The organism is Roseospira marina (assembly GCF_014197855.1).
Lineage (GTDB): Bacteria > Pseudomonadota > Alphaproteobacteria > Rhodospirillales > Rhodospirillaceae > Rhodospira > Rhodospira marina.
Genome location: NZ_JACIGJ010000014.1, coordinates 18,573 through 41,872 on the forward strand (window position 1 = coordinate 18,573; position 23,300 = coordinate 41,872).

At 68.7% G+C, this 23,300-nt stretch carries 23 protein-coding genes and 2 riboswitches; of the genes, 16 read left to right on the top strand and 7 right to left on the bottom strand.

The genetic code is table 11. From position 1 onward, the window contains the following. Positions 1 to 38: 38 nt before the first annotated feature. Together glpX and GGD82_RS15750 are read right to left on the bottom strand one after the other, a co-directional pair. Positions 39 to 1,064 carry a class II fructose-bisphosphatase gene (glpX, locus tag GGD82_RS15745; RefSeq protein ID WP_246163962.1) on the bottom strand — a complete coding sequence of 342 codons (1,026 nt, stop codon included), beginning with the start codon at positions 1,062 to 1,064 and terminating at the stop codon, positions 39 to 41. Between the two features lie 214 nt (positions 1,065 to 1,278). Further along, complete coding sequence (locus GGD82_RS15750) at positions 1,279 to 1,953, bottom strand: response regulator transcription factor (RefSeq protein WP_311731969.1); 675 nt, start codon at positions 1,951 to 1,953, stop codon at positions 1,279 to 1,281. Between the two features lie 155 nt (positions 1,954 to 2,108). On the opposite strand from GGD82_RS15750, the gene GGD82_RS15755 reads away from it, so the two are divergent. From GGD82_RS15755 to gcvPB, 11 genes are all read left to right on the top strand, one after another. After that, positions 2,109 to 2,528, top strand: a complete 420-nt coding sequence (locus tag GGD82_RS15755) for a VOC family protein (protein ID WP_150063284.1) — start codon at positions 2,109 to 2,111, stop codon at positions 2,526 to 2,528. A 48-nt stretch (positions 2,529 to 2,576) separates the two neighbouring features. Further along, the gene (locus GGD82_RS15760) at positions 2,577 to 3,059 is read left to right on the top strand and encodes a DUF2269 family protein (RefSeq protein ID WP_150063285.1); all 483 of its coding nucleotides are present in this window, start codon (positions 2,577 to 2,579) and stop codon (positions 3,057 to 3,059) included. A 124-nt stretch (positions 3,060 to 3,183) separates the two neighbouring features. Continuing rightward, the gene (locus GGD82_RS15765; protein ID WP_150063286.1) at positions 3,184 to 4,440 is read left to right on the top strand and encodes a 6-phosphofructokinase; all 1,257 of its coding nucleotides are present in this window, start codon (positions 3,184 to 3,186) and stop codon (positions 4,438 to 4,440) included. A 204-nt stretch (positions 4,441 to 4,644) separates the two neighbouring features. Further along, positions 4,645 to 6,015: a UDP-glucose dehydrogenase family protein gene (locus GGD82_RS15770; protein ID WP_150063287.1), complete on the top strand. Its 1,371-nt coding sequence runs from the start codon at positions 4,645 to 4,647 to the stop codon at positions 6,013 to 6,015. Positions 6,016 to 6,049: 34 nt separating this feature from the next. Continuing rightward, the gene (locus GGD82_RS15775; protein WP_150063288.1) at positions 6,050 to 7,684 is read left to right on the top strand and encodes an alpha-D-glucose phosphate-specific phosphoglucomutase; all 1,635 of its coding nucleotides are present in this window, start codon (positions 6,050 to 6,052) and stop codon (positions 7,682 to 7,684) included. Positions 7,685 to 7,786: 102 nt separating this feature from the next. Beyond that, a complete protein-coding gene (locus GGD82_RS21470) occupies positions 7,787 to 8,437 on the top strand; it encodes an acyloxyacyl hydrolase (RefSeq protein ID WP_150063289.1) in 651 nt (216 codons plus the stop codon). 17 nt (positions 8,438 to 8,454) lie between these two features. Continuing rightward, a complete protein-coding gene (locus tag GGD82_RS15785; protein ID WP_246163964.1) occupies positions 8,455 to 9,324 on the top strand; it encodes an exodeoxyribonuclease III in 870 nt (289 codons plus the stop codon). 49 nt (positions 9,325 to 9,373) lie between these two features. After that, positions 9,374 to 9,487, top strand: a riboswitch (glycine riboswitch). Between the two features lie 3 nt (positions 9,488 to 9,490). Beyond that, a riboswitch (glycine riboswitch) is annotated at positions 9,491 to 9,609 on the top strand. An 88-nt stretch (positions 9,610 to 9,697) separates the two neighbouring features. After that, positions 9,698 to 10,822: a glycine cleavage system aminomethyltransferase GcvT gene (gene gcvT / locus GGD82_RS15790; RefSeq protein WP_150063290.1), complete on the top strand. Its 1,125-nt coding sequence runs from the start codon at positions 9,698 to 9,700 to the stop codon at positions 10,820 to 10,822. 66 nt (positions 10,823 to 10,888) lie between these two features. Beyond that, the gene (gcvH, locus tag GGD82_RS15795) at positions 10,889 to 11,266 is read left to right on the top strand and encodes a glycine cleavage system protein GcvH (protein ID WP_150063291.1); all 378 of its coding nucleotides are present in this window, start codon (positions 10,889 to 10,891) and stop codon (positions 11,264 to 11,266) included. A 106-nt stretch (positions 11,267 to 11,372) separates the two neighbouring features. After that, a complete protein-coding gene (gcvPA, locus tag GGD82_RS15800; protein ID WP_150063292.1) occupies positions 11,373 to 12,728 on the top strand; it encodes an aminomethyl-transferring glycine dehydrogenase subunit GcvPA in 1,356 nt (451 codons plus the stop codon). Then, positions 12,725 to 14,239 carry an aminomethyl-transferring glycine dehydrogenase subunit GcvPB gene (gene gcvPB / locus GGD82_RS15805; protein ID WP_150063293.1) on the top strand — a complete coding sequence of 505 codons (1,515 nt, stop codon included), beginning with the start codon at positions 12,725 to 12,727 and terminating at the stop codon, positions 14,237 to 14,239. The genes gcvPA and gcvPB overlap by 4 nt, the downstream gene beginning before the upstream one ends. A 37-nt stretch (positions 14,240 to 14,276) precedes the next feature. On the opposite strand, the gene GGD82_RS15810 is transcribed toward gcvPB, so the two are convergent. The 3 genes from GGD82_RS15810 to GGD82_RS15820 are packed head-to-tail and all read right to left on the bottom strand — an operon-like array spanning position 14,277 to position 16,422. Continuing rightward, positions 14,277 to 15,110 (bottom strand): sterol desaturase family protein, encoded by an 834-nt coding sequence (locus GGD82_RS15810; RefSeq protein WP_150063294.1) that lies wholly within the window; start codon positions 15,108 to 15,110, stop codon positions 14,277 to 14,279. Between the two features lie 26 nt (positions 15,111 to 15,136). Then, positions 15,137 to 15,859, bottom strand: a complete 723-nt coding sequence (locus tag GGD82_RS15815; protein WP_150063295.1) for a ChrR family anti-sigma-E factor — start codon at positions 15,857 to 15,859, stop codon at positions 15,137 to 15,139. Next, positions 15,856 to 16,422, bottom strand: coding sequence for a sigma-70 family RNA polymerase sigma factor (locus tag GGD82_RS15820; protein WP_150063296.1), 567 nt, complete (start codon positions 16,420 to 16,422; stop codon positions 15,856 to 15,858). Before GGD82_RS15820 ends, GGD82_RS15815 begins: the two co-directional genes overlap by 4 nt. Positions 16,423 to 16,837: 415 nt before the next feature. Here GGD82_RS15820 and GGD82_RS15825 point away from each other — a divergent pair, with 415 nt between their 5' ends. The 5 genes from GGD82_RS15825 (at position 16,838) to GGD82_RS15845 (ending at position 21,819) form a co-directional block, all read left to right on the top strand. Further along, on the top strand, positions 16,838 to 18,250 hold the full coding sequence (locus tag GGD82_RS15825) for an NAD(P)/FAD-dependent oxidoreductase (protein ID WP_150063297.1): 1,413 nt from the start codon (positions 16,838 to 16,840) through the stop codon (positions 18,248 to 18,250). Next, entirely contained in the window at positions 18,247 to 19,083 is an 837-nt protein-coding gene (locus GGD82_RS15830) for a DUF1365 domain-containing protein (RefSeq protein ID WP_150063298.1), read from the top strand. Before GGD82_RS15825 ends, GGD82_RS15830 begins: the two co-directional genes overlap by 4 nt. Positions 19,084 to 19,134: 51 nt before the next feature. Continuing rightward, the gene (locus GGD82_RS15835; protein WP_246163965.1) at positions 19,135 to 20,430 is read left to right on the top strand and encodes an SAM-dependent methyltransferase; all 1,296 of its coding nucleotides are present in this window, start codon (positions 19,135 to 19,137) and stop codon (positions 20,428 to 20,430) included. 166 nt (positions 20,431 to 20,596) lie between these two features. Further along, positions 20,597 to 21,127, top strand: a complete 531-nt coding sequence (locus GGD82_RS15840; protein ID WP_311731970.1) for a DUF3833 domain-containing protein — start codon at positions 20,597 to 20,599, stop codon at positions 21,125 to 21,127. Between the two features lie 272 nt (positions 21,128 to 21,399). After that, positions 21,400 to 21,819 (top strand): hypothetical protein, encoded by a 420-nt coding sequence (locus GGD82_RS15845; RefSeq protein ID WP_150063301.1) that lies wholly within the window; start codon positions 21,400 to 21,402, stop codon positions 21,817 to 21,819. A gap of 79 nt (positions 21,820 to 21,898) precedes the next feature. Here the strand turns inward: GGD82_RS15845 and GGD82_RS15850 are convergent, their stop codons facing one another. Further along, positions 21,899 to 22,396: a hypothetical protein gene (locus tag GGD82_RS15850; RefSeq protein WP_150063302.1), complete on the bottom strand. Its 498-nt coding sequence runs from the start codon at positions 22,394 to 22,396 to the stop codon at positions 21,899 to 21,901. Between the two features lie 15 nt (positions 22,397 to 22,411). Next, a complete protein-coding gene (locus GGD82_RS15855) occupies positions 22,412 to 22,963 on the bottom strand; it encodes a polymorphic toxin type 44 domain-containing protein (protein WP_150063303.1) in 552 nt (183 codons plus the stop codon). Positions 22,964 to 23,300: the final 337 nt, after the last annotated feature.

The following is a 23,300-nucleotide window of genomic DNA, read 5'->3' on the forward strand; positions in this document are numbered from 1 at the left end:
GAGTCCCTCTCATCATCGTGGAAGGTGTGCGCGGCGCGTCAGGCCGCCGATCCGGTAACCGCCCCGGCGGGGCCCCCGGTGGTTCCCCCAGGTATGCCTTGGGGGCGGGGGCGCCAATTGATGAGCTTTTGCCGCTCCCCGCTTGCGCCGGAAATCAGCATGCTCTGCAAGCACTCGTGGGTGGCGGTGCGCCGCACGCCGTCCAGCAGCAGGCCGGTGGTGATGCCGGTGGCGCAGAAAAAGACGTTGTCGGAGCGGATCATGTCCTCCAACGCGTACCAGTGCGTCGCGCTCAGGCCGGCGTCGCGGACCGCCATCTGCTCGGTGGGAAGCTGCGGGTCGAGCCGCCCCATGAAATCGCCGCCCAGGGCGCGCACGGCGCAGGCCGACATGACGCCCTCGGGCGTGCCGCCGGTGCCCATCAGGCAGTCGATGCCCGAATCCGGGATCGCCGCCATCAGCGCGCCGGCCACGTCGCCGGCCGGGTACAGGGCCACGCGGGCGCCGGCGTCGTGAATGCGCTCGACCAGGCCGCGATGACGCGGCTTTTCCAGCACATAGACGGTCAGGTCGGCGACCGGCTTGCCGAGCGCCTTGCCCAGCGCGGTCAGGCGCCGTTCCACCGGCCACGTCGGGTCGATCTTGCCCCGGGCGGCCGGCGGCACCACCAGCTTTTCCATATAGAACGCCGGCCCCGGGTCCATCATGGTCCCGCGCGGCGCCACCGCGATCACGGCCAGGGCGTTGGTCTGGCCGTTGGCGAGATAGGTCGTGCCCTCGACCGGATCCACGGCGATGTCGAGCGCCGTGTCGCCCGGCGCCGTGCCCAGGCGCTCGCCGTTGTACAGGGCGGGGGCCTCGTCCTTCTCGCCCTCGCCGATGACGACGACGCCGTCGATGGCAAGCTGGTTGAGCGCGAGGCGCATCGCGTCCACGGCGGCGCCGTCGCCATCCTCCTTGCGCCCGCGGCCGATCCAGTCATAGGCGGCGCTGGCGGCGCCCTCGGTCACGGTGCGCAGGGCATACAGGAACAGGGGCGCGCTGCCCCCGGTCATGGTCATCATGGCCGGTCCTCTCTTTCCCGTCTGCGGCGGGAGCCCGGTGGAGATCCGTCGGACCGCGGCGCGGCCCCGGCCGGCGGGGGCGCCGGCCCGTGTGTATGCGCAAACGCTAATGTCGTGGGCGGGCTGGGGGAAACGCTCGGGCGGGGAGGGTCACAAACTCTTTAGGGGGATTGAGCCCTGCCCGAACGGGTAGGGGGGCGCCGACCGGACGGGACTACCACGCGCGGACGTCAGGTCTCTCCGGGCGGCGGTCGCCGCTCGCCACATAGACCGCCACCGCCCCGGCCCGGTTCGACACCGCCAGCTTGCCGAAGACGTTCTTGAGGTGGAACTTGACGGTGTGCACGGAGATGCCGAAGCGGTCGGCGATGCGGGCGTTGGACTGCCCCTCGGCGAGGCAGGCGAGCATCTCCCGCTCACGTGCGGTCAGCGCGTCCAGGGGCGAGGCCACCGGGGCGGTCCGTCGCGTGACGTCGGTGTAGGGGAAGGTCATGTGGCCGCGCGCCACGGTGTCGATAGCGGCCAGCAGGCGCTCCGGGCTTTCGGACTTGGTGCAGAACCCGGCGCCGCCCAGGTCCATCACCTCGCGCGGGATGGCGGGGTTAGGGTCGCCGGTATAGACCAGGATGCGCGGGGCCTCCGGCCGCTCCCGCAAGGCTCGCAGGACCGTGGCCCCGTCCATGTAGGGCATGATCCAGCCGATCACCCCGACCCGAAAGGTCAGGCGGTCCACCGCACGCAGGAAAAGCTCGCCGTCCTCGGCCGTGCCCAGGAGGTTGAACCGGGGATCCGCACCGAGCAGCGTCTTCATGGCCATACGGACGAGCGGACTCTTGTCGGCCACAAACACGTCGACGAGAGGACGTTCTCGAGTCTCCATGGTCCGCATTGAGCGTGGTCCCTCGTCCCGCCCGCCGGCACACCGGTGCGCGGCGGACCCGCTTGCCTTCATCCTCGCCCCGATTGAAAGTGGAGCGCAAGTGCGCAAATCGTGGGGGGTAGGGCCGTTTGCCCGCCCATGTCTTTACAGGAGTTTCGAGTACGATGAAGTATTTGCACACGATGGTGCGCGTGACCGACCTGGATGCGTCGATGGCGTTCTGGCGCGACAAGCTGGGGCTGCGCGAAACCCGGCGCACCGAGAGTGAGAAAGGTCGGTTCACCCTGATTTATCTCGCCGCCGACGAAAACCCGGAGGCCGAGATCGAACTGACCCACAACTGGGATCCGGAGGAACTGACCGGCGGGCGCAACTTCGGCCATATCGCGTTTGCCGTGGACGACATCTATGCCGCGTGCCAGCGTCTGATGGATGCCGGTGTCACCATCAACCGTCCGCCCCGCGACGGCCGCATGGCCTTCGTGCGCTCCCCGGACGGGATTTCGGTGGAGTTGCTTCAGGCCGGCGATGCCCTGCCCAAGGCCGAGCCCTGGGCGTCGATGGAGAACACCGGAACCTGGTAGGCGGTCCGCGTCCATCCGTCCGCTGGCGTGGAGGGGAGGGGTGACCGTATGGATTCCGTGCTTTTCCTCGACCGGGCGGAGTGGCGCATCCTCCATTTTGCCGGCCTTGCCATCTTTCTGGGCAACGTGATCGTCACGGCGGTGTGGAAGGCCTTGGCCGACCGCACCCGCGACCCCCGGACCGTGGCGTTCGCCCAGCGGCTCGTGACCCTGACCGACTGGGTGTTCACCGTCGGCGGGGTCGCGCTGATCCTGTCGAGCGGCTTCGCCATGGCCCACCTGATGGGGTGGGGCGGGTTCGAGCCGGCATGGCTGCGCTGGGGGCTCGGCCTCTTCGTGGCCTCGGGCGTTCTGTGGGGCGCCATTCTGATCCCCATCCAGATCGTGCAGGCCCGCATGGCGCGGGACTTCTGCGACGGGGGCCCGATCCCGCATCGGTATTGGACCCTGGCGCGCATCTGGTTGTGGGTGGGGATCGTGGCCGTCCTCCTTCCAATGGTGAATTTGTATCTGATGGTGGTAAAGCCCTGACACCGGTCGCGCTGTTGCGCCGCGCGTCGGTCGGGGGCAGGATGACGCCGGATGCCCGGCGGGAACCGGGTGCCGGCGCTTCGTGCCGCGCGGGGATACACACAAAACGAAGGAGGGTACGGCCATGACCAACACCAAGGTGCTGGTGGCCCAGGGGGGCGGTCCCACCGCCGTCATCAACCAGTCACTGGTCGGGGCCGTTCTGGAATCGCGTAAGTTTCGTAACGTGGACCGGGTGTACGGCGCGTTTCACGGGGTGCGCGGCATCGTCAACGAAGACTTCCTCGATCTGACGCAGGAGACGACGCACAACCTGGAGATGGTCGCTGAGACCCCGTCCTCGGCTCTGGGCTCGACCCGCGACAAGCCGGACCTGGAATACTGCCAGGAGATCTTCCGTGTCCTTCAGGCGCACGAGATCGGCTATTTCTTCTATGTGGGCGGCAACGATTCTTCGGACACGGTTCGCATCGTGGCGGAGCAGGCCGAGCGGGCCAATTACGAACTGTCCTGTATCCACATCCCGAAGACGATCGACAACGATCTGGTCATCAACGATCACACCCCGGGCTTCCCATCCGCCGCGCGCTACGTCGCGCAGGCGTTCATGGGCATCAACCTGGATAACTGGGCGCTGCCCGGCGTCTACATCGGTGTCGTGATGGGCCGCCATGCCGGCTTCCTGACCGCCGCCTCCGCGCTCGGCAAGAAGTTCCACGAAGACGGGCCGCACCTGATTTACCTGCCGGAGCGTGACTTCGACGTCGACCGCTTCGTGTCCGACGTGAAGGAGGTGCACGACCGCCTGGGCCGCTGCGTGGTCGCCGTCAGCGAGGGCATCCACGACAAGTCCGGCAACCCGATCATTGCCCAGCTCGCCAAGCAGGTCGAGCGCGACGCGCACGGCAACGTACAGCTCTCCGGCACTGGCGCGCTGGCGGATCTGTTGGTCCAGACCATCAAGGAGAAGGGCGGCATCAAGCGCGTGCGCGGTGACACCCTGGGCTACCTGCAGCGCTCGTTCGTCGGCTGCGTCTCGGACGTGGACCAGCGCGAGGCCCGCGAGGTCGGCGAAAAGGCCGTGCAGTACGGAATGTGGGGCGCCAAGACCGGTTCGGTGACCATTCACCGTACCGGGTTCTATTCGGTGGACTACCAGCTCTCCGATCTGACGGCCGTGGCCGGCAAGACTCGCACCATGCCGGACGAGTACATCGCCGACACCAACAACGACATCACCGACGCCTTCCGGCTGTACCTGCGGCCGCTGCTGGGTCGGGGGATGCCGGATGCGTACCGGTTGCGCTCCAGCAACTTCGTGGAGCGTGTGCTGCACAAGGACAAGCCCTGGACCAACGCGCCCTGGTCCACCGCCATCTAAGGGCGGATCACGGTCCCGGATCCCGGCCGTCTCCTGCATGGAAAGGCGGCCGGGATCCGCTCGGGGCCGTGACCGTTCCATGAAACCGTACGGCGGCCCCGGTGGATTCCGGTTGGCCGCCGCCCCCGCTTCGCGGTAGAGCCAGCCCGGTCAAGGGGCGCGCCGCTGGGCGGTCCCGTTCGTTGCCAAGGGAATCCTGACGTCATGCGCATTTCCATGATCGGCACCGGCTACGTGGGGCTCGTGTCGGGTACGTGCTTCTCGGAGTTCGGTGTCGACGTCGTCTGTGTCGACAAGGACGCGGGCAAGATCGAGCGCCTGAATGGGGGCGAGATCCCTATCTTCGAGCCCGGCCTGGACGCCATGGTGGCCAGCAACGTCGCGGGCGGTCGGCTGTCGTTCACGACCGACCTGGCGGCGTCGGTGGCCGCATCGGACGCCGTGTTCATCGCCGTCGGCACCCCCAGTCGGCGCGGCGACGGTCATGCCGATCTGAGCTACGTCTACGCCGCCGCGCGTGAGATCGCCCGGGCCATGACCGGCTATACGGTCGTTGTGACCAAGTCGACCGTGCCCGTGGGCACCGGGCGCGAGGTGGCCCGCATCATCCGCGAGGAGCGGCCGGACGCCGATTTCGACGTGGTGTCGAACCCCGAATTTTTGCGCGAGGGCTCGGCCATCCAGGACTTCATGCGTCCCGACCGCGTGGTGATCGGCACCAGCAGCCCGCGCGCGCAGCAGGTGATGCGCCAGCTCTATCGCGTGCTGTACCTGATCGAGACTCCGATCCTGTTCACGGAACTGGAGACGTCGGAGTTGATCAAGTACGCCGCCAACACGTTCCTGGCGACCAAGATCACCTTCATCAACGAGGTCGCGGATCTGTGCGAGAAGGTCGGCGCCAACGTGCACGACGTCGCGCGCGGCATCGGCCTGGACAACCGCATCGGGCGGAAGTTCCTGCACGCCGGGCCGGGCTACGGCGGCTCGTGCTTCCCCAAGGACACGCTGGCGCTGGTCCGTACCGCGCAGGAGTGCGGCGCCCCCCTGCGCATCGTCGAGACCGTGGTGGACATCAACAGCACCCGCAAGAAGGCGATGGCCGGGCGCGTCCTGGCCGCCTGCGGGGGCAGCCTGGAGGGCAAGACGGTGGCCGTGCTTGGCCTGACCTTCAAGCCCAACACCGACGACATGCGCGACGCGCCCAGCCTGGATATCGTGCCGGCGCTGGTGACGGCGGGGGCCACCGTGCAGGCCTTCGATCCCGAGGGCATGGCGGAGGCCAAACCGCTGCTGCCCGAGATCACGTATTGCGAGGACGCCTACGGCGCCATGACCGGGGCCGACGTCGTCGTGCTGCTGACCGAGTGGAACGAGTTTCGCGCCCTGGACCTCGACCGGGCCAAGGCGCTGCTCAAAGCGCCGGTGATGGTCGACCTGCGCAACGTCTACACGCCGGCCGACATGGTCGCGGCGGGCTTCACCTACAGCAGCATCGGGCGCCCGGCGCCGGAGGCGCCCCCGCAGGGGGACACGGCCGAGGCTGCCGCCACCCCCTCGTCGGCGCCGGCCTGACCGTCCGCCATCCCCGGCCGCTGGAGACCCATCCATGAGCGCGATCCGCGTTGTCCCCACCACGCCCTTCGAAGGCCAGAAACCCGGCACGTCCGGCTTGCGGAAGAAGGTGACGGTGTTCCGCACGCCCCGGTACCTGGAAAACTTCGTTCAGGCCATTTTCGATTCCGTGCCCGGCCGCCAGGGGGCCACGATGGTCTTGGGCGGGGATGGCCGGTTCCACAACACGGCCGCGATCCAGACCATTCTGCGCATGGCCGCTGCCAACGGCATCGCCCGCGTGCTGGTCGGCCAGAATGGGCTGCTGTCCACGCCGGGCGCCTCCTGCGTGATCCGTGCCCGGCAAGCCTGGGGCGGCATCATCTTGTCCGCGAGTCACAATCCGGGCGGGCCGGACGGTGATTTCGGCATCAAGTTCAACCCGTCGAACGGCGGGCCGGCGCCGGAGCGGATTACCGATGCCATCTACGAGCGCACCCAGACGATCGGCGAATACTGTATCCTCGACACGCCCGAGGTCGATCTGTCCGTGCTGGGCGAGACCGACGTCGATGGCATGGTGGTCGAGGTGATCGATCTGGTGGCGGACTACGCCGCGTTGATGGAAACGCTGTTCGACTTCGACGCCATCCGCGCGCTGTTCCAGGGCGGCTTCCGCATGTGCTTCGACGCCATGCACGCCGTGACCGGTCCCTATGCGACGGAAATTCTGGAGAACCGCCTGGGCGCGGCCAAGGGCAGCGTCATCAACGGCGTGCCACTGGACGACTTCGGCGAGGGCCATCCGGACCCCAATCTGGTCCACGCCCATGATCTGGTCGCGGCGCTGTTCGGCGACGACGCCCCCGACATGGGCGCCGCCAGCGACGGCGACGGCGACCGCAACATGATCCTGGGCCGGCGGTTCTATGTGACGCCCAGCGACAGCTTGGCCGTGCTGACCCTGAACGCGACGCATGCGCCCGGATACGCGCGCGGGATCGCGGGGGTGGCCCGCTCCATGCCGACCAGCCGCGCCGCCGACCGCGCGGCGGAGACGCTCGGCATTCCCTGCTTCGAGACGCCGACCGGCTGGAAGTTCTTCGGGACCCTGCTGGACGCCGGCAAGGCGACCCTGTGCGGCGAGGAAAGCTTCGGCACCGGCTCCGACCATGTGCGGGAAAAGGACGGTCTGTGGGCCGTGCTGTTCTGGCTCAATCTGGTGGCGGCGACCGGCAAGACGGTGGAAGAGTTGGTGCGCGACCTGTGGCGCCAGTGCGGCCGCATCTACTACACCCGCCACGACTACGAGGATCTGCCGAGCGGCCAGGCCGATACTTTGATGGCCGATCTGCGCGCCAGCCTGAGCGGCCTGTTCGGCACGGTGCAGGGCGGCCGCATGGTCATGCTGGCCGACGATTTCGCCTACACCGATCCGGTGGACGGTTCCACCGCCGCCAAGCAGGGCGTGCGCGTGCTGTTCGAGGACGGCGCCCGCATTGTCTACCGCCTGTCGGGCACGGGGACGGCCGGGGCCACCTTGCGCGTCTACATCGAACGGCCCGAGGACGATCCCGCCCGCCAGGACCTGGAGACGCAGGCCGCGCTGGCCGACCTGATCGCCACCGCCGACGCCCTGGCCGGGATCCAGGCCCGCACCGGCCGCGACAGCCCGACCGTCATCACCTGATCGGCGCGTAGGGTATCGGGCGCGCGACCCCGTTGGCCTGCGCGCGCGGAGCGGATATGGTGCCCGGGACGGACGAGAAAAGGGCAGGGCGGGAGACCAATTGTGAGAATCACACCCCTTCGGACGGCGGCACTGGCCATCGGGACGATCGCCGCCGTGAGCGTCACCACGCTCCCGACGACGCCCGCGCGGGCCGATTCCGATTTCAACATGATCGCCATCGGCGCGCTGGGCGTGATCGGCGCCGGGCTGGTGGGCGACGCCATCCGGGGCAACGACCTGTGGGCGGAAGGGCCGCCGGAGCCGGCGCGCATCGCCTTTGGTGCCGGCGCCTACAACGTCAATCTCGACAACGAGAACGACCACGGCAACTCCACCGTCTCCATGTTTCGGGTGGAGGCGCGCCTGCCCTACAAGCTGTGGCGGTTCACGCCGATCACCGGCATCGAGGTGTCCGACCGGGGCGCGTTCTACGGCTACGGTGGGGTCGCCCTCGACGTGTTCTTCGGCGATCATTTCGTCGTCACGCCCAACACCGCCCTGGGCTACTACAACGAGGGCAACGGCCGAGACCTGGGCTATCCGCTGGAGTTCCGCACCGGCATCGAGGCCGCGTGGCAGTTCGACAACGGCAGCCGGCTGGGCGTGGTCTATCACCACATCTCCAACGCCGAACTCGGCGACCGGAACCCGGGCATCGAGAACCTGTCGGTCAACTACGCCGTGCCCTTCGACATGATCTTCGGCGACTGAGGGGGCCCCGTCCCGCCGTGACTCCGGATGAGCCGCCCCCGGCCCAGGCCCCATCGTCCCGCGTGCGCGTCGTCACCTGGAACGTCAATTCGGTCCGCCGTCGGTTGCCGCAGGTGCTCCGCCTGCTGGAAGAGACGGCGCCGGACGTCCTGTGCCTTCAGGAAACCAAGGTCCGCGACGACCTGTTCCCGGCCGAGGCCTTCGCGGAGCTGGGCTATCCGCATCAAGCCATCTACGGCATGCCGGGCTACAACGGCGTGGCGATCCTGTCGCGCTATCCCCTGGACGGGATTCGCCGCCAGGACGGGCTGGGGCGCCCCGACGCGCGGCTGATCCTGGCGCAGGTGCCCGCTCTGGACCTCGACATTCATTGCCTGTACGTGCCGGCGGGCGGGGATGTGCCGGACCCGGAGACGAACCCGAAGTTCGCCGACAAGTTGGCGTTTCTGGATGCCGTGGCGGAGTGGTACGCGGCCTATTTCGGCCGGCTTGATCGCATCGTGCTGTGCGGTGACCTGAACGTGGCGCCGCTGGAGCGCGACGTGTGGAACCACAAGCGCCTGTCGCGCGTCGTCACCCACACCCCGGTCGAGATCGAGCGGCTGGGTCGCCTGCGCTCCAGCCTGCTGTGGGTGGACGCGGTGCGCGCCCTGGCGCCGCCCGACCAGCCGGTGTTCACCTGGTGGAGCTACCGCGCCGGGGACTGGCGCGCGGCCAACAAGGGGCGGCGGCTGGATCACGTTTGGGTCACGCCACCGCTCGCGCCGGCGCTGACCGGGTGGGAGGTGCTGCACGAGGCGCGCGACTGGATCCCGCCCTCCGACCACGCCCCGTTGGTGGTGACTCTGGACCTGGACCGGGCGGGCGGGAACGCGCCCACACCGTGAGCGGTTGACCTTGGCCCGGACATCCCTATTCTCTGACCCAGATACCCGGACCGTCCGCGTGGGAGAGACCGGCCGTCATCCGCCCTGAAGAGGGCGAGGGCGATCGGCGCCGAAGGAGCAACCGCCCCCGGAAACTCTCAGGCAAAAGGACCGCGCGGACGCGGGACTCTGGAAAGCGGGTGCGTGCCAGCCTTGGTTGGTGCGTGCCTCACCGAAGATGTAAGCCGCCGCGCGGGCGTTCACCGCTCCACCGGTCCGGTCAATCTTTCAGGTTCCATGACAGAGGGGGGCAAGGGATCGTCGGTCCGGAACCGCCGGTCTTTGTTGCTCTCCCAGGGCGTCCATCGCCCGCTGTGACAAGGGAACCGCCATCGTGTCCGAGTCCGCCGCCTCTCCGTCCGAGCCTCCGCTTCGCACCACCCCCCTCGACGCCCTGCATCGGGAGTTGGGCGGCAAGATGGTGCCGTTCGCCGGCTACGCCATGCCGGTGCAGTACCCGGCCGGGGTGCTGAAGGAGCACCTGCACACCCGCGCCAAGGCTGGGTTGTTCGACGTTTCCCACATGGGGCAGGTTCGCCTGACCGGGGACGATCCGGCCGGTGCGCTGGAACGCATCGTGCCGGGCGCCATCCGCGCGGTGAAGCCCGGCCGCCAGCGTTACACCCTGCTGCTGAACGAGACCGGCGGCATCCTCGACGACCTGATGGTCGCCAACGCGGGCGACCACCTGTTCGCGGTGCTGAACGCCGCGTGCAAGGCCGAGGATATCGCCCACCTGCGCGCCCATCTGACGGACGTCGATCTCGTCGAGTTGACCGAGCATGCGCTGCTGGCGCTTCAGGGGCCGGCGGCGGCCGCCGTGCTGGAGACTCTGGCGCCGGAGGTCGCGACCATGCGCTTCATGGACGCCTGCGCGCTGGAGATCCGGGGCGTGCCGTGCTTCGTCACCCGCTCCGGCTACACCGGGGAGGACGGGTTCGAGATCAGCGTGCCCGCCGATGCGGCCGAGGATCTGGCCCGCACCCTGCTGGCGCACGAGGACGTGGCGCCGATCGGCCTGGGTGCTCGCGATTCGCTGCGGTTGGAGGCCGGTCTGTGCCTCTATGGCTCCGACATCGACACCACCACCACGCCGATCGAGGCCGATCTGGCCTGGACCCTCGGCAAGGCCCGCCGGGAGGCGGGGGACTTCCCGGGCGCCGAGATCATTCTGGAACAGCTGCGCGATGGCCCCGGCCGCAAGCGGGTGGGCATCCGGCCCGAGGGCCGGGCGCCCGCGCGGGCCGGAACGCCGATCCACGCCCCGGGTGGCGAGGCCATCGGCGTCGTCACCAGCGGCGGCTTCGGCCCGACCGTCGAGGGGCCGGTGGCCATGGGCTATGTGCCCGCCCCGCTTGCCGCGCCGGGCACCGAGCTTGATCTGATGGTGCGCGGGCGTGCCCTGCCGGCCCGCGTCGTCTCGCTGCCCTTCACGCCGCCGCGCCAGCACCGGGGCTGAGCCGGAGCCCGCGGCGGGCTTCCCGCAGACTATACTATCGTTCGTCAACAGGGGGTTCTGGCTGCCATGAGCACGCTTTACTTCACCGAGGATCATGAGTGGATCGCCGTGGACGGCGACACCGCCACCGTGGGGATTACCGATTACGCGCAGAAACAGCTCGGCGACGTGGTGTTCGTCGAGGTGCCGGAGGCCGGCAAGACGCTCGCCAAGGGCGACGAGGCCGCCGTGATCGAATCGGTCAAGGCCGCCAGCGAGGTCTATGCGCCCGTGTCCGGCGCCGTCATCGAGGGCAACGCCGATCTCGCCGACGCACCGGCGACGGTCAACGAGTCCCCGATGGACGATGGCTGGTTCTTCAAGATGACGCTGTCCGACACCAGCGAACTCGACGACCTGATGGACCAGGAGGCTTACGACTCCTTCGTCGCCGGCCTGGACTGAACCCGCGCGCGGGCTGTTCCCGGTCCGGGGAGCAGCCCACCCGGCCTAAGCCGCACCGATCCGGGCGGTCCGCCCGCGACCTTTCCCGATCCGAGGACCCCGCTTCATGCGTTATCTGCCCCTGACCGATGACGACCGGCGCGCCATGCTGGCGCGCATCGGCGCCGCTTCGGTGGATGATCTGTTCCGCGATGTGCCGCCGGCCGCGTGGACCGGCCCCGATGGGTTCGACGGCCTGCCGCCGCACGCCACCGAAATGGCCGTGGAGCGGCAACTGTCCGCACTGGCCGCGCGCAACGTGGCGGCGGGATCGGTGCCGTCCTTCCTGGGCGCGGGCGCCTACCGCCACCATATCCCGGCGGCGGTCGATCACCTGATCCAGCGTGGCGAGTTCCTGACCGCCTACACGCCGTATCAGCCCGAGGTCAGCCAGGGCACGCTGCAATACCTGTTCGAGTTCCAGACACAGGTGGCGCTCATCACGGGGATGGAGGTGGCCAACGCCTCCATGTACGACGCCGCGACCGGTGTCGCGGAAGCGGCGGCCATGGCTTGCCGCATCACCCGGCGCAAGCATGTCCTGCTGTCCGGCGGGGTGCATCCGCACTACCGGGCCGTGACCGAGTCCTTCCTGCGCTACACCGACATCGAGACCGAGTGCCTCGCCCCCGATCCGCTGGGCGTCGAGGATCTGATGGGCCGGGTGACGGCGCAGACGGCCTGTGTCGTGGTGCAGAACCCGGATTTCTACGGCAATCTCGCCGATCTGTCGGCCCTGGCGGCGGAATGCCACGCCGAGGGCGCGCTGCTGGTCGTGGCGGTGGCGGAACCGGTGTCACTGGGGCTCGTGACCCCGCCGGGGGCCATGGGTGCGGACATCGTGGTGGGCGAAGGCCACGCCATCGGCAGTCCGCTGAACTTCGGCGGCCCGGGCGTCGGTCTGTTCGCAACCCGGAAGAAGTACGTCCGCCACATGCCGGGCCGCCTGGCCGGCGAGACGGTGGACGAGGAGGGCCGCCGGGGTTGGGTGCTGACCCTGTCCACGCGCGAGCAGCATATCCGCCGCGAAAAGGCGACGTCCAACATCTGCACCAACAGCGGCCTGATCGCGCTGGCCTGGACCATCCACATGACCTTGCTGGGCGAGGCCGGGTTCACGCGCCTGGCGCGCCTGAACCACATGAAGGCGGTGGAGATGGTCGAGGCCCTGGAGCGGGTGCCGGGCCTTAAGGTCGTGCCGCGCCACTTCTTCAACGAGGTCATGGTGCGCCTGCCCGGACAGAACGCCGCCGGCGTGGTCGATGCGCTGGCCGAGCGCGGCGTGCTGGCCGGTGTGCCGCTGTCGCGCTTCTACCCGACCTATCCGGAGCTGGCGGACGGCCTGCTGCTCTGTGCGACCGAGACCACCGACACCGCCGATATCGAGGCGCTGGTGTCCGCCCTGACGGAGGTGCTGCGATGACCCTGGATTCCCCCACCGTCACCGGCAACCGGGGCCTCGTCATCGAGGAACCGTTGATTTTCGAACAGGGCAGCCCCGACAAGTGCGGCGTGGATCTGCCGGAGCCCGACGACCGCCCCGACCGCCTGGGCGGGGTGGCGCGGTCCGGTCCCATTGGCCTGCCCGGCCTGAGCGAACCCGAGGTGGTGCGCCATTACACGCGCCTGTCGCAGAAGAACTACGCCATCGACGCCGGGTTCTATCCGCTCGGCTCCTGCACCATGAAGCACAACCCGCGCCTGAACGAGCGCATGGCCCGGCTGCCCGGCTTCGCCGATCTGCACCCGTTCCAGCCGGAATCCACGGTGCAGGGTGCCCTGGCCGCCATGGGGCACCTGAGCGACTGGCTGCTCGGCCTGACCGGCATGGAAGCGGTCGCGTTGTCCCCCGGCGCCGGGGCTCACGGCGAACTGTGCGGCATGCAGGCGATCCGCGCCGCGCTGGACGCGCGCGGCGCCGACGAGCGGCGGGTCGTGCTGGTGCCGGACTCGGCGCACGGCACCAACCCGGCGACGGCCGCGCTGTGCGGCTTCCAGGTGCGCGGCATTCCGGGCAACGACCGGGGGCGCGTGGATGTCGACGCGTTCAAGGCCGCGTTGGACGACCGGGTGGCGGCGGTGATGCTGACCAACCCCAACACCTGCGGCCTGTTCGAGTCCGATATCCTGGAGCTTTCGACGGCGGTGCACGAGGCCGGCGCGTACTTCTACCTCGATGGGGCGAACTTCAACGCCATCGTCGGCCGGGTGCGCATCGCCGACCTGGGGGCCGACGCGATGCACATCAACCTGCACAAGACGTTCTCCACCCCGCACGGCGGCGGCGGGCCGGGGGCTGGTCCCACCGTGCTGAGCGGCGCGCTGGCGCCGTTCGCGCCCCTGCCGCACATCGTCGCGGACGGCGCCGGCTATCGGCTGGTGGAGCATGTGGAGGGCGACATGCAGCCGTTCGGCCGCATGAAGGGCTTCCACGGCCAGTTCGGCGTGTTCGTGCGCGCCCTGTCCTACATGATGAGCATGGGCGTGGACGGGCTGCGGCAGGCCTCCGGCGACGCGGTGCTGAACGCCAACTACGTGATGGCCCGCCTGCGCGAGACGCTGACGCCGTCGTTCGAGGGGCCGTGCATGCACGAGGCCCTGTTCGACGACCGGTTCCTGAAGGGCACGGGGGTCTCCACGCTCGACTTCGCCAAGGCGATGATCGACGAGGGCTTCCATCCCATGACCATGTACTTCCCGCTCGTCGTCCATGGCGCCATGCTGATGGAACCGACCGAGACCGAGAGCAAGGAGAGCGTCGACGCCTTCTGTGACGCGGTCCTGGCTCTGGCGGACAAGGCGAAGGCGGGCGACGCCGCGTTCTTCACCGGGGCGCCCCGGCACACGCCACGCCGCCGTCTGGACGAGACCAAGGCGGCGCGCAACCCTGTGCTGCGGTGGGAGCCGCCGGCTCCGGCCCAGGCGGCGGAGTAGGGCGCACGGGATCCCGTGGGCGAGACACCGTCCGGGTTTAGGCGGAGTCCGGCGGAGGTGTCTGCTCCGGTGCTTCGGTATGCAGCGGCTGGATCAGAAGGCGGTCGAGCCGGCCGTCGCCGGGGGCGCGGAACACCGCCAGACCCAGGGTCATGGCGGTGTGGCCGTCCGCCGGCTGGGCCGTGTAGGTGCCGAACATTCGATCCCACCAGGACAGGGCAAAGCCGTAGTTGCTGTTCGTCTCGTGGGGGTGAACGGAGTGGTGCACCCGGTGCATGTCGGGCGTCACCACGACCCGGCGCAGGCTGCGGTCCAGGCGGGCGGGCAGGGCGACGTTGCCGTGGTTGAACAGCGCCGCGCCGTTCAGCAGCACCTCGAACACCAGCACCGCGACCGCCGGGGCACCGAGGGCGATGACCACCGCCATCTTGATGGCCATCGACAGCACGATCTCGACCGGGTGGAAGCGCAGCGCGGTGGTGACGTCCACCGCCGTGTCGGTGTGGTGCACCCGGTGCAGCCGCCACAACACCGGCACATGGTGGAATGCGACGTGCTGGGCGTAGATCGCGAGATCGAGCGCCAGCACGGAGACGGGCAGGGCCAGCCACAGCGGCACGTCCAGGAGGTTCAGCAGGCCCCATCCGTGGGCCTCCGCCCGTAGCGCGGCCTCGACCGCCAGGAGGGGCAGCACCAGCCGCAGGGCGACCGAGTCCACGACGATCAGCGCGATATTGTGCGGCCAGCGGCCCCGGCGGAGGGTATCGCGGCGCCGGGGGGTCCAGGCCTCCCACAGCGCCATGGCCGCGAACAGGCCGAGGAAGACGCCGGCGCGCACCGGCCCTTCAAGGGCAAGAGTCGTGTCGGGCATCGGCTCGTTCGTCCCGGCCCCCCGGATTAGAACCCGAGCATCGGGGCAATCATGCGGGGCACGAAGCCGGAGAAGCGCAGGGGGGCATCGGTGCCGATCAGGCAGATGCACTCCTCGCCGGAGTCGGCGATGGGCTGGTGGTCGGCGTCCTGGTCGAGTTCCGCCAGATCACCCGCCGTGAACCGGCCCTGTTCATCGGTGAACGAGCCGTGGAGGACCAACGTCAGCTCCAGGCCCATATGACCGTGACGGGGCAGCACGCGGCCCGGGGCGATGCGGAGAATCTTGGCGGTGTCGCGCCCGCGCGGGCGTTGGGTCACATCGACCTGACGAATGCCGGGCGCCATCCACTGCCAGCGGACGCCGGACAGGTCGCCGACGTAGGAGCGCAGGGGGGCCGGCAGGTCAAGGGTGGCCTGATGGGCGTGGCCGCCGCGCGGTGGCGTGCTTGGCCGGGCGGGCGTGTGGGCATGGGGCGTGTGGGCGGTGGGCGCTGTCCTCGCCGGGAGGATGCCGTCGTTTCCCGACTCGAGGCGATCCAGAACGGCGGCCAGCGCTCCTTCGTTCATCGAGACCGGCAGCGCCTCTTCCAGAAGGGCGCCGCCCACGGCTTCGGCTTCGGCCACCGCCGCGCGGCAGGCCGGGCAATAGGTTAAATGGGTCGCGACCAGCAGGGACACGCCCTCGCCCACATGCCCGGCGGCATAGGCGAGGAGCAGCGCCTCACTGGGATGATGCTTGACGGTCATGCCAACTCTTCTCCCACGAGCGCCTTGACCTTGCGAAAGGCCAGACGCAACCGCGATTTTACCGTTCCCAACGGAATCCCCAGGCGTTCGGCGATCTCCGAATGGGGCAAGTCCTCGTAAAACGACAGCGTCAGCACCTCGACCTGTTCCGGCGGCAACGTGGCCATGGCGTCGCGAATACGAACCTGGGCCTGGGCCGTGGACATATGGGCCTCCGCCGAGGGTTCCGGCTCGCCCACCAGCATCGGGTCGTCCGGATCGGGTTCCGGTCGGCGCTCCCGGCGCAGGACGTCGATCCGCCGGTTGCGTGCGATGGTGAAAATCCACGTACTGGCCGCCGCCTTTGCCGCGTCGAACTGGTCCGCCTTGCGCCACACCGTCAGCATGACGTCCTGGGCCAGATCATCGGCCTCGGCGTCGGTGGCGCCCTGTCGCATCAGAAACCCCTTCAGCCGGGGGCCGAAGTGGGCAAACAGGGCGGCGAACGCGCTCCGGTCGTGCGAGGTCGCGACGGATCGGATCATGCCGGCGAGAGCCTCGCCATCGACGGCAACGCGCGTCATGGCTGCCTCCCTGGGCAACGCGGCCCACGTCGTGACGGCGCTGAGGCGGTCTGCGCCGGGGGCTCGAGATAAGAACGTGTCGTCATGCACGAGGTCCTACGGTGAGAGTGGGCCCTGGATCACCGCGCGTTCACGAAAACACGCGACGGTCTCCCCGTCTGTTCGGACCCCTCCGTCCGATGTAGATGATTGGGCTCAGGCCCGGCCGATGCAACCCATTCCGCTTCCTTCCGGCCGGACTCTTTTCTCCTGAGAGCGGGGGAGCCCGCCCAGAGTGATCTGGTGCGCCAACCCTTCCGTAATCCATGGGTGTGGGCGTGGGGACGGGATCGTCCCCGGTCCCCGGACGCGCCGAGCCGCTCAACGCGACCGCTAAACGATGCCGCTAAACGATAGGGAAGGGGTGCCGCACGCCATGACGACGACCACGAGAGGACCCGAAGACGGCGCCACGGGGACCGACCGGCCACGGCGGCGCATCGGCGTGGTGGGCACAGGCATTGCCGGCATGGGGGCGGCGTGGTTGCTGTCCCAGGCGCATGACGTCACCGTGTTCGAGCGCGGCGATTATATCGGCGGACACTCCAACACCGTCGACGCACCGGGGCCGGACGGCGGCCGGATTCCCGTGGACACAGGGTTCATCGTCTACAACGAACAGACCTACCCCAACCTGGTCGCGCTGTTCCAACATCTGGGTGTGCCGACGCACGACAGCGACATGAGCTTTTCAGCTTCGCTCCGCGATGGCGGGCTGGAGTACGCCGGCACCGGGTTGGGGGGCCTTCTGGCGCGCCCCCGCAACGCCGTCAGCCTCCGCTTCTGGGCCATGCTGCGCGACCTCGTGCGGTTCTACCGCCAGGCGCCGGCCTTCCTGGAGAGCCCATGGTCGCGCCACGTTACGCTGGGGGAATACCTTACGACCCATGGCTACAGCGACGCATTCATCGAGGACCACCTTTTGCCCATGGGCGCGGCGATCTGGTCCACACCCACGGCGGACATGCGCGCCTATCCGGCGGCCGCCTTTATTCAGTTTTTCCAGAACCACGGCTTGTTGAAACTGCTGGACCGTCCGATCTGGCGCACCGTGACCGGGGGAAGCCGGGAGTACGTGCACCGCCTGACGGCGCCCTTCGCCGACCGGATCCACCTGAACGCGCGGATCAACCGTATCCGCCGGGTGCAGGGGGGCGTCGTGGTGGAGGACCGGCACGGCGACACCCACATGTTCGATGATGTCGTGCTGGCCTGTCATGCCGACGAGGCGCTGGCGCTGCTGGCCGACGCCGACGATCGGGAGCGCACCGTGCTGACCGGGTTCCGCTATACCCGCAACCGGGCCATCCTGCACAGCGACCCGAGCCTGATGCCGCGCGCACGCCGGGCCTGGGCGAGTTGGAATGTGATCGGCACAACCGACGCCAGCGACGATACGCCGCGCGTCTGTGTGACCTATTGGATGAACCGGTTGCAGGGGATCGCGTCGCCGAAACCCCTGTTCGTCACGCTCAACCCGCCGCGCGAGCCGGCGGACGGCAGCGTGATTCGCGGGTTTCTCTACGATCACCCGGTCTTCGACGATGCCGCGCTGGCCGCGCAGGATCAGGTCTGGCGGCTGCAAGGGCATCGGCGGACGTGGTTCTGCGGCGCCTATATGGGCGCGGGGTTCCACGAGGACGGCCTTCAGGCCGGTCTCGCCGTTGCGGAGGCGCTGGGTGGCGTCGCCCGGCCCTGGACGGTGCCGAATCCGAATGGCCGCATCCGGGTGGGCGATGTGCTAGGGGCCGATCCGATGGGAACGCGACCCGGCGAGGCCGCCGCATGACAGAGCCCGCGTTCGCCTCCGCCCTCTACATGGGAACCGTCATCCACCGCCGGCTGAAACCGCGGCACCACCGCCTGCGCTACCGCGTGTTCTCCCTGTTGCTGGACCTGGACGAACTGCCGCGCCTGGATCGGACCCTGCCGGGCTTCGGCCATAACCGGTTCGCTCCGGTCAGCTTCCACGATCGGGACCACGGGCCGGGCGACGGCGGCTCGTTGCGCGCCTGGGTCGAGGCCGAACTGGCGGCCGGTGGTATCGACCTCGGCGGCGGGCCGATCCGGGTGCTGAGCTATCCGCGCCTCTGGGGCTATGCGTTCAATCCGCTGACGGAGTTCTTCTGCTACCGGCCGGACGGGCGGCTGGGCGCCGTGTTGCACGAGGTCAACAACACGATGGGGGAGCGGCATTGCTACCTGATCCCGGTCACCGATCCCCCGGCGAACCGCCCGGGGGCTGCGGGGGTCGTGGTGCGCCAGACCTGCGCGAAGCGGTTCTTCGTGTCGCCCTTCATCGCCATGGAGACGACCTATCACTTCAAGATCCGCCCGCCCGATGACCGGGTCGCGGTCGCCATCGAGCAGACCGACGCCGAGGGGCCGCTGCTGCACGCCGCCTTCGCCGGCCGCCGCGTGCCCTTGAGCGGGCGAACGCTGGCCGGCGCGCTGGCCCGGCATCCCCTGATGACCCTGAAGGTGATCGTCGGCATCCATTGGGAAGCGCTGCGACTCTGGCTGAAGGGGGTGCGGCTGGTGCCCCGGGATCCGGCGCCCGCCCGTCTGGTGACCGTGGTCCCGCCCGACGGAGAGGCCCCGCCGTCCTGCGCCGGCTCCTGACCGGACGCCCCGCCCTCAACTCATTCTGATCCCTGCATGAGGCCCGACGCCATGTCCGACCGCTCCGCCGCTGTCCGCGTTGCCGATCCGACCGCGCCGTTTCCCGGCGCACCATCCCCCCCCGCCGTGTCCGTGTCCCGGGTGACCCAGGGCCTGCCCGGTGAGGGGGCGCTCTGGCTGTGGGCTGTGGATCGTCTGGCCCGCCAACTGCGGCGGGGCCGGCTGACCCTGGTCGGTCCGGACGGGCGGGCGCGTCGGTACGTGGGCGCAGAGCCCGGCCCGGAGGCGGAGGTTGTTCTGCGGTCGCCCGTCGCCGCGCGGCGCCTGCTGCTGGGCGGTGCGGTCGGTTTCGGCACCGGCTACGTCGACGGGTTGTGGGACACGCCGGACCGGACCGCCGTGCTGAGCCTCGCCTTGGCGAACGACGACCGGGTGTCCATCGCCGGTCTCGGCTCCGCCCTGGGGCGGCTGAGCCACCTCTTGCGGCACCGGCGGCGGGCCAACACGCGGGCGGGCAGCCGGCGCAACATCGCCTATCACTACGATCTTGGGAATGCGTTCTACGGCGCATGGCTCGACCCCGGCATGACCTACTCGGCGGCGCTGTGGGCGCGGCCGGAGGATTCACTGGAGGAGGCCCAAGCGAACAAGTACCGCCAGATGTGTCGCGACCTGGATCTGCGGCCGGGCCGGCACGTGCTGGAGATCGGCTGCGGCTGGGGTGGCTTCGCCGAGATCGCGGCGCGGGAGTTCGGCGCGCGGGTGACCGGGATCACGCTGTCCCGCGAACAGTTGGCCTACGCCCGCGCCCGCATGGCGCGGGCTGGGCTGGCGGATCAGGTGACCCTGGACCTGTGTGACTACCGCGACGTGACGGGCCAGTATGACGCGATCGCTTCCATCGAGATGGTGGAGGCGGTCGGGGAAGCGCATTGGCCGGCGTATTTCGGGACCCTGGCCGCGCGCCTGAAGCCGGGCGGCCGGGTCGCGCTGCAAGCCATCACCATCGAGGACGCCCGGTTCGAGGACTACCGGCGCACGCCGGACTTCATCCAGACCCACGTGTTTCCGGGCGGCATGCTGCCCACCAAGGGGCACCTGCGCGCCGGTCTCGCGGAGGCCGGCCTGACGGTGGCGGACGAACGCGCGTTCGGTCTGGACTATGCCCGCACGCTCGACCTGTGGCGGGCGGCGTTTGAGGCCGCGTGGCCGGATATCCTTGCCTCCGGCGCAGGGTTCGACGATCGCTTCCGGCGCCTGTGGCTGTACTACCTGGATTACTGCAAGGCCGGCTTCGCGTTCGGAAGTATCGACGTTGTGCAGATCCGGGCCGACCGCCCGGTCTGAGACACGCGGAGCCCGGCCAAGACGGGAGGGACGCTCCATGCTCAAGACACAGGTCGTATTGGGGCCCGCGTTGGGGCCCATATCGGGCGCCGGTTCGCGTTGGTCCAGAGGGCTGAGCCCGTTCCGATGGGGGCGTTTGCGCGCCCTTCTGACCGCTGGTCTCCTTTTGTCTGTTATCACAATCCTGACGGGGTGCGACGACATGAAACCGCAAGACTTTGCCGCCGCCGAGCCCACGCTCTTCCTGGAAGAGTACTTTCCGGGCAAAACCTATGCCTGGGGCATTTTCGTCGATCGCTTCGGCACCTTGCGCCGCCAGTTGCGGGTCGAGATCGACGGCACGTGGGACGGCGAGACGCTGACCCTCGATGAGCATTTCGACTATGCGGACGGCGAGACGGACCGCCGGGTCTGGCGCATCACCCGGACGGGATCGGATCGGTACGAGGGCCGGGCCGAGGACATCATCGGCGTGGCGTCCGGCCAGATCGCCGGCAATGCCCTGAACTGGACCTACACCATGACGCTGCCGATCGGCTCCACACCCTGGAAGGTTCGGTTCGATGACTGGATGTGGCTCCAGCCCGGCGGAGTGCTCATCAACCGGGCCACGGTCTCGAAATGGGGCTTCACGCTGGGGACGGTGACGCTGTTCTTTAGCAAGACGCCGCCAAACGAGGGGCGCGATCCGAAGTAATGGCCCCCATAAGGGTGTTGTAACGGCGTGACAGACTTATACCGTGTCACGATGTCCTCCGATCGTGTCATGGCAAGAATATCCCTATGTTTTTGAGTAGGCCTTCAGGTGATACTCCCTCCGGGGGCGGCTGAACGCCGCGGCGCGGGGCAATGGGAGCCGAACCCGTCAGAGCGGTGGCGGGGGGGCGGATTGCGCCTGCGTCGGGGGCGCCTGGACCGGGGAGCCGGACAGGGGCGCCCAGGCGTTTGGTCGGAGAGGGATGGCACGTCGTGACGGAAGCGCTGATCGAACACCATGCCGCATGCACGGTCGTCGTGCGGCAGCATCCCTTGCCCGATGGTCGGACGGCGCTCGCGTTCGCCATTCACGGTGAGTTTTCCTCGGGCGATTTCGCGGTGTGTCTGGAACGCTTCCTGCCCCGGATCGTGCTGCCGGGGCACAGTCTGGTCGTCATGGACCTGCGGGAGGCAATCCGCAGCACAGATGCGCACGGCCTGTTCCAGCAGGCCGAGCTCCTGACGCGGGCGCGGGTGTGGCGCCTCTCCGTCAGCTATGTTTCGACCTCGGAAACCGCGGAGGCGGTGATGCCCCTGGTCCGGGACGTTTTCGAACAGGTGAACGTCGCGATCGACACCCACATTGCCCCCACCCTCGAGGACGCCCTGGTCTGGCTGGCCACCCAGACGTAACGCCGCACCCCGTTGCCGCGTGTGGTGCGACGCGCGCGGCGGCGATGAGGCCGGCTCTTTGCCACCGGGGCCCGGCCCCTCAGAACGCGTGCAAGTACAACGTCCAGTGGTCCTCGATGCGCCGGAGGAACAGCGCGTCGAGTCCCTGGTCTGAGGCCTGCGCTGCGCGGGCGGCGGCAAAGGCGTCATCCAGATCCGCGACCCAGGTGCCGCCGGCCGGCTCTTCACCCGGGGCTTGGTACAGCAGGCCCTTCTCCAGGCCCGAGACGCTGATCCCGGCGCTGTAGACCGGAAACGCGACCCCGCCGAGGGTGGGGTCGTGGGCGGCCAGCGTTACGTTCGCGGCCCTGAGCCGTGGGGTCAGCGGGTCGTCCGTCGAGTCGGCCGATTCGGTGTCCAGGGTGGTTCCGGGCGGGCGCTGGAGCAGAGCCTCGCCAACCTCGGTCAGCGCGGCCCGGTGACGGTCCAAGTGCGCCAGCAGGGCGGCATCGTCGGGCCGGCTCGGGCCGCGAAACAGGGCCACGGCCAGCGCCCCCACGAGTCCCATGCCGGCCAGGACTAGGATCGATGTTCGCATGATCGAGTCTGCCGTCTATTTGGTGTTCAACGCGGCCGCATCGGCACGCACCGCGTCGATGAGCTGCTGAACCGTCAGTGTTTTGCCGTAGGTGTCCCACAGCCGGGCCCCCAGTTCGATCGCGGCCTGGTCCTTTGGGTCGTCGAACGCGGCCAGAAAGTCGGCATCCCCTATACGCTTGAACCGCCGCGACCAGTACCCCGGCGGCGATGTGCCGGCCTGGAGCTGGGCATGCCCGGCCCCGGCTTTGAGGACGTACGTCCAGAACCCGGCGGCGCGACCGACGTAGCCGTAATGGACGTTGGACCAAATGTCGAAGCCGTAACTCTTTCCCGACGTGGCGTCGGTGGACCAGTCCCCGTATGTGCTTTTGATATGGCGCTTGTGATCCCAGGGCTTGCGGTTGCCAACCTGGGCCTTCCAGAGTTGGCACGCATCGTAGAAATTCAGGGGGTACGTCAGACCACCGGAGGTCAGCAGCGTTGAGATGCTGGCCACCACCGTCGACCCGGCGTTCTTAATCATCTCGCCCCATATGTACCCCGCCACCGCGACCATTTTTGTCATGGATGCCCCGCTTCAGACAGTCAATCCCGCAAAACGATGTTAGTCCGAAAATACAGCGAAATCACGAAAACAGGCGGCGCCCTGCCGCGAAATCGACCCGGCCGGGTCCCTTTTGGGCTCGTGTGGACGGGTGGCTGCGTCCATGAAATCCCATGCCGGGGCCTGTTTTGAGTCTTTAGAACAAAAGAAGAACGATCTTCGGCGTAGTGCCAGATGGCATTGCGATTCGCATCTTATTACCAACGGCTTGTGCCGTCTCTTTCATTTTCCTTCTCAATATCTTGTTGCGCCCTGTATCTGTTTTAGTATCCCATGAGCGAAGGCCGTCGAGGCATTG

What these genes read in the sequence shown, in the direction of transcription:
- glpX (WP_246163962.1), bottom strand. Translation starts at nt 1,064, where the DNA reads ATGATGACCATGACCGGGGGCAGCGCGCCCCTGTTCCTGTATGCCCTG.
- GGD82_RS15750 (WP_311731969.1), bottom strand. Translation starts at nt 1,953, where the DNA reads ATGCGGACCATGGAGACTCGAGAACGTCCTCTCGTCGACGTGTTTGTG.
- GGD82_RS15755 (WP_150063284.1), top strand. Translation starts at nt 2,109, where the DNA reads ATGAAGTATTTGCACACGATGGTGCGCGTGACCGACCTGGATGCGTCG.
- GGD82_RS15760 (WP_150063285.1), top strand. Translation starts at nt 2,577, where the DNA reads ATGGATTCCGTGCTTTTCCTCGACCGGGCGGAGTGGCGCATCCTCCAT.
- GGD82_RS15765 (WP_150063286.1), top strand. Translation starts at nt 3,184, where the DNA reads ATGACCAACACCAAGGTGCTGGTGGCCCAGGGGGGCGGTCCCACCGCC.
- GGD82_RS15770 (WP_150063287.1), top strand. Translation starts at nt 4,645, where the DNA reads ATGCGCATTTCCATGATCGGCACCGGCTACGTGGGGCTCGTGTCGGGT.
- GGD82_RS15775 (WP_150063288.1), top strand. Translation starts at nt 6,050, where the DNA reads ATGAGCGCGATCCGCGTTGTCCCCACCACGCCCTTCGAAGGCCAGAAA.
- gcvH (WP_150063291.1), top strand. Translation starts at nt 10,889, where the DNA reads ATGAGCACGCTTTACTTCACCGAGGATCATGAGTGGATCGCCGTGGAC.
- gcvPA (WP_150063292.1), top strand. Translation starts at nt 11,373, where the DNA reads ATGCGTTATCTGCCCCTGACCGATGACGACCGGCGCGCCATGCTGGCG.
- gcvPB (WP_150063293.1), top strand. Translation starts at nt 12,725, where the DNA reads ATGACCCTGGATTCCCCCACCGTCACCGGCAACCGGGGCCTCGTCATC.
- GGD82_RS15810 (WP_150063294.1), bottom strand. Translation starts at nt 15,110, where the DNA reads ATGCCCGACACGACTCTTGCCCTTGAAGGGCCGGTGCGCGCCGGCGTC.
- GGD82_RS15815 (WP_150063295.1), bottom strand. Translation starts at nt 15,859, where the DNA reads ATGACCGTCAAGCATCATCCCAGTGAGGCGCTGCTCCTCGCCTATGCC.
- GGD82_RS15820 (WP_150063296.1), bottom strand. Translation starts at nt 16,422, where the DNA reads ATGACGCGCGTTGCCGTCGATGGCGAGGCTCTCGCCGGCATGATCCGA.
- GGD82_RS15825 (WP_150063297.1), top strand. Translation starts at nt 16,838, where the DNA reads ATGACGACGACCACGAGAGGACCCGAAGACGGCGCCACGGGGACCGAC.
- GGD82_RS15830 (WP_150063298.1), top strand. Translation starts at nt 18,247, where the DNA reads ATGACAGAGCCCGCGTTCGCCTCCGCCCTCTACATGGGAACCGTCATC.
- GGD82_RS15835 (WP_246163965.1), top strand. Translation starts at nt 19,135, where the DNA reads ATGTCCGACCGCTCCGCCGCTGTCCGCGTTGCCGATCCGACCGCGCCG.
- GGD82_RS15850 (WP_150063302.1), bottom strand. Translation starts at nt 22,396, where the DNA reads ATGCGAACATCGATCCTAGTCCTGGCCGGCATGGGACTCGTGGGGGCG.
- GGD82_RS15855 (WP_150063303.1), bottom strand. Translation starts at nt 22,963, where the DNA reads ATGACAAAAATGGTCGCGGTGGCGGGGTACATATGGGGCGAGATGATT.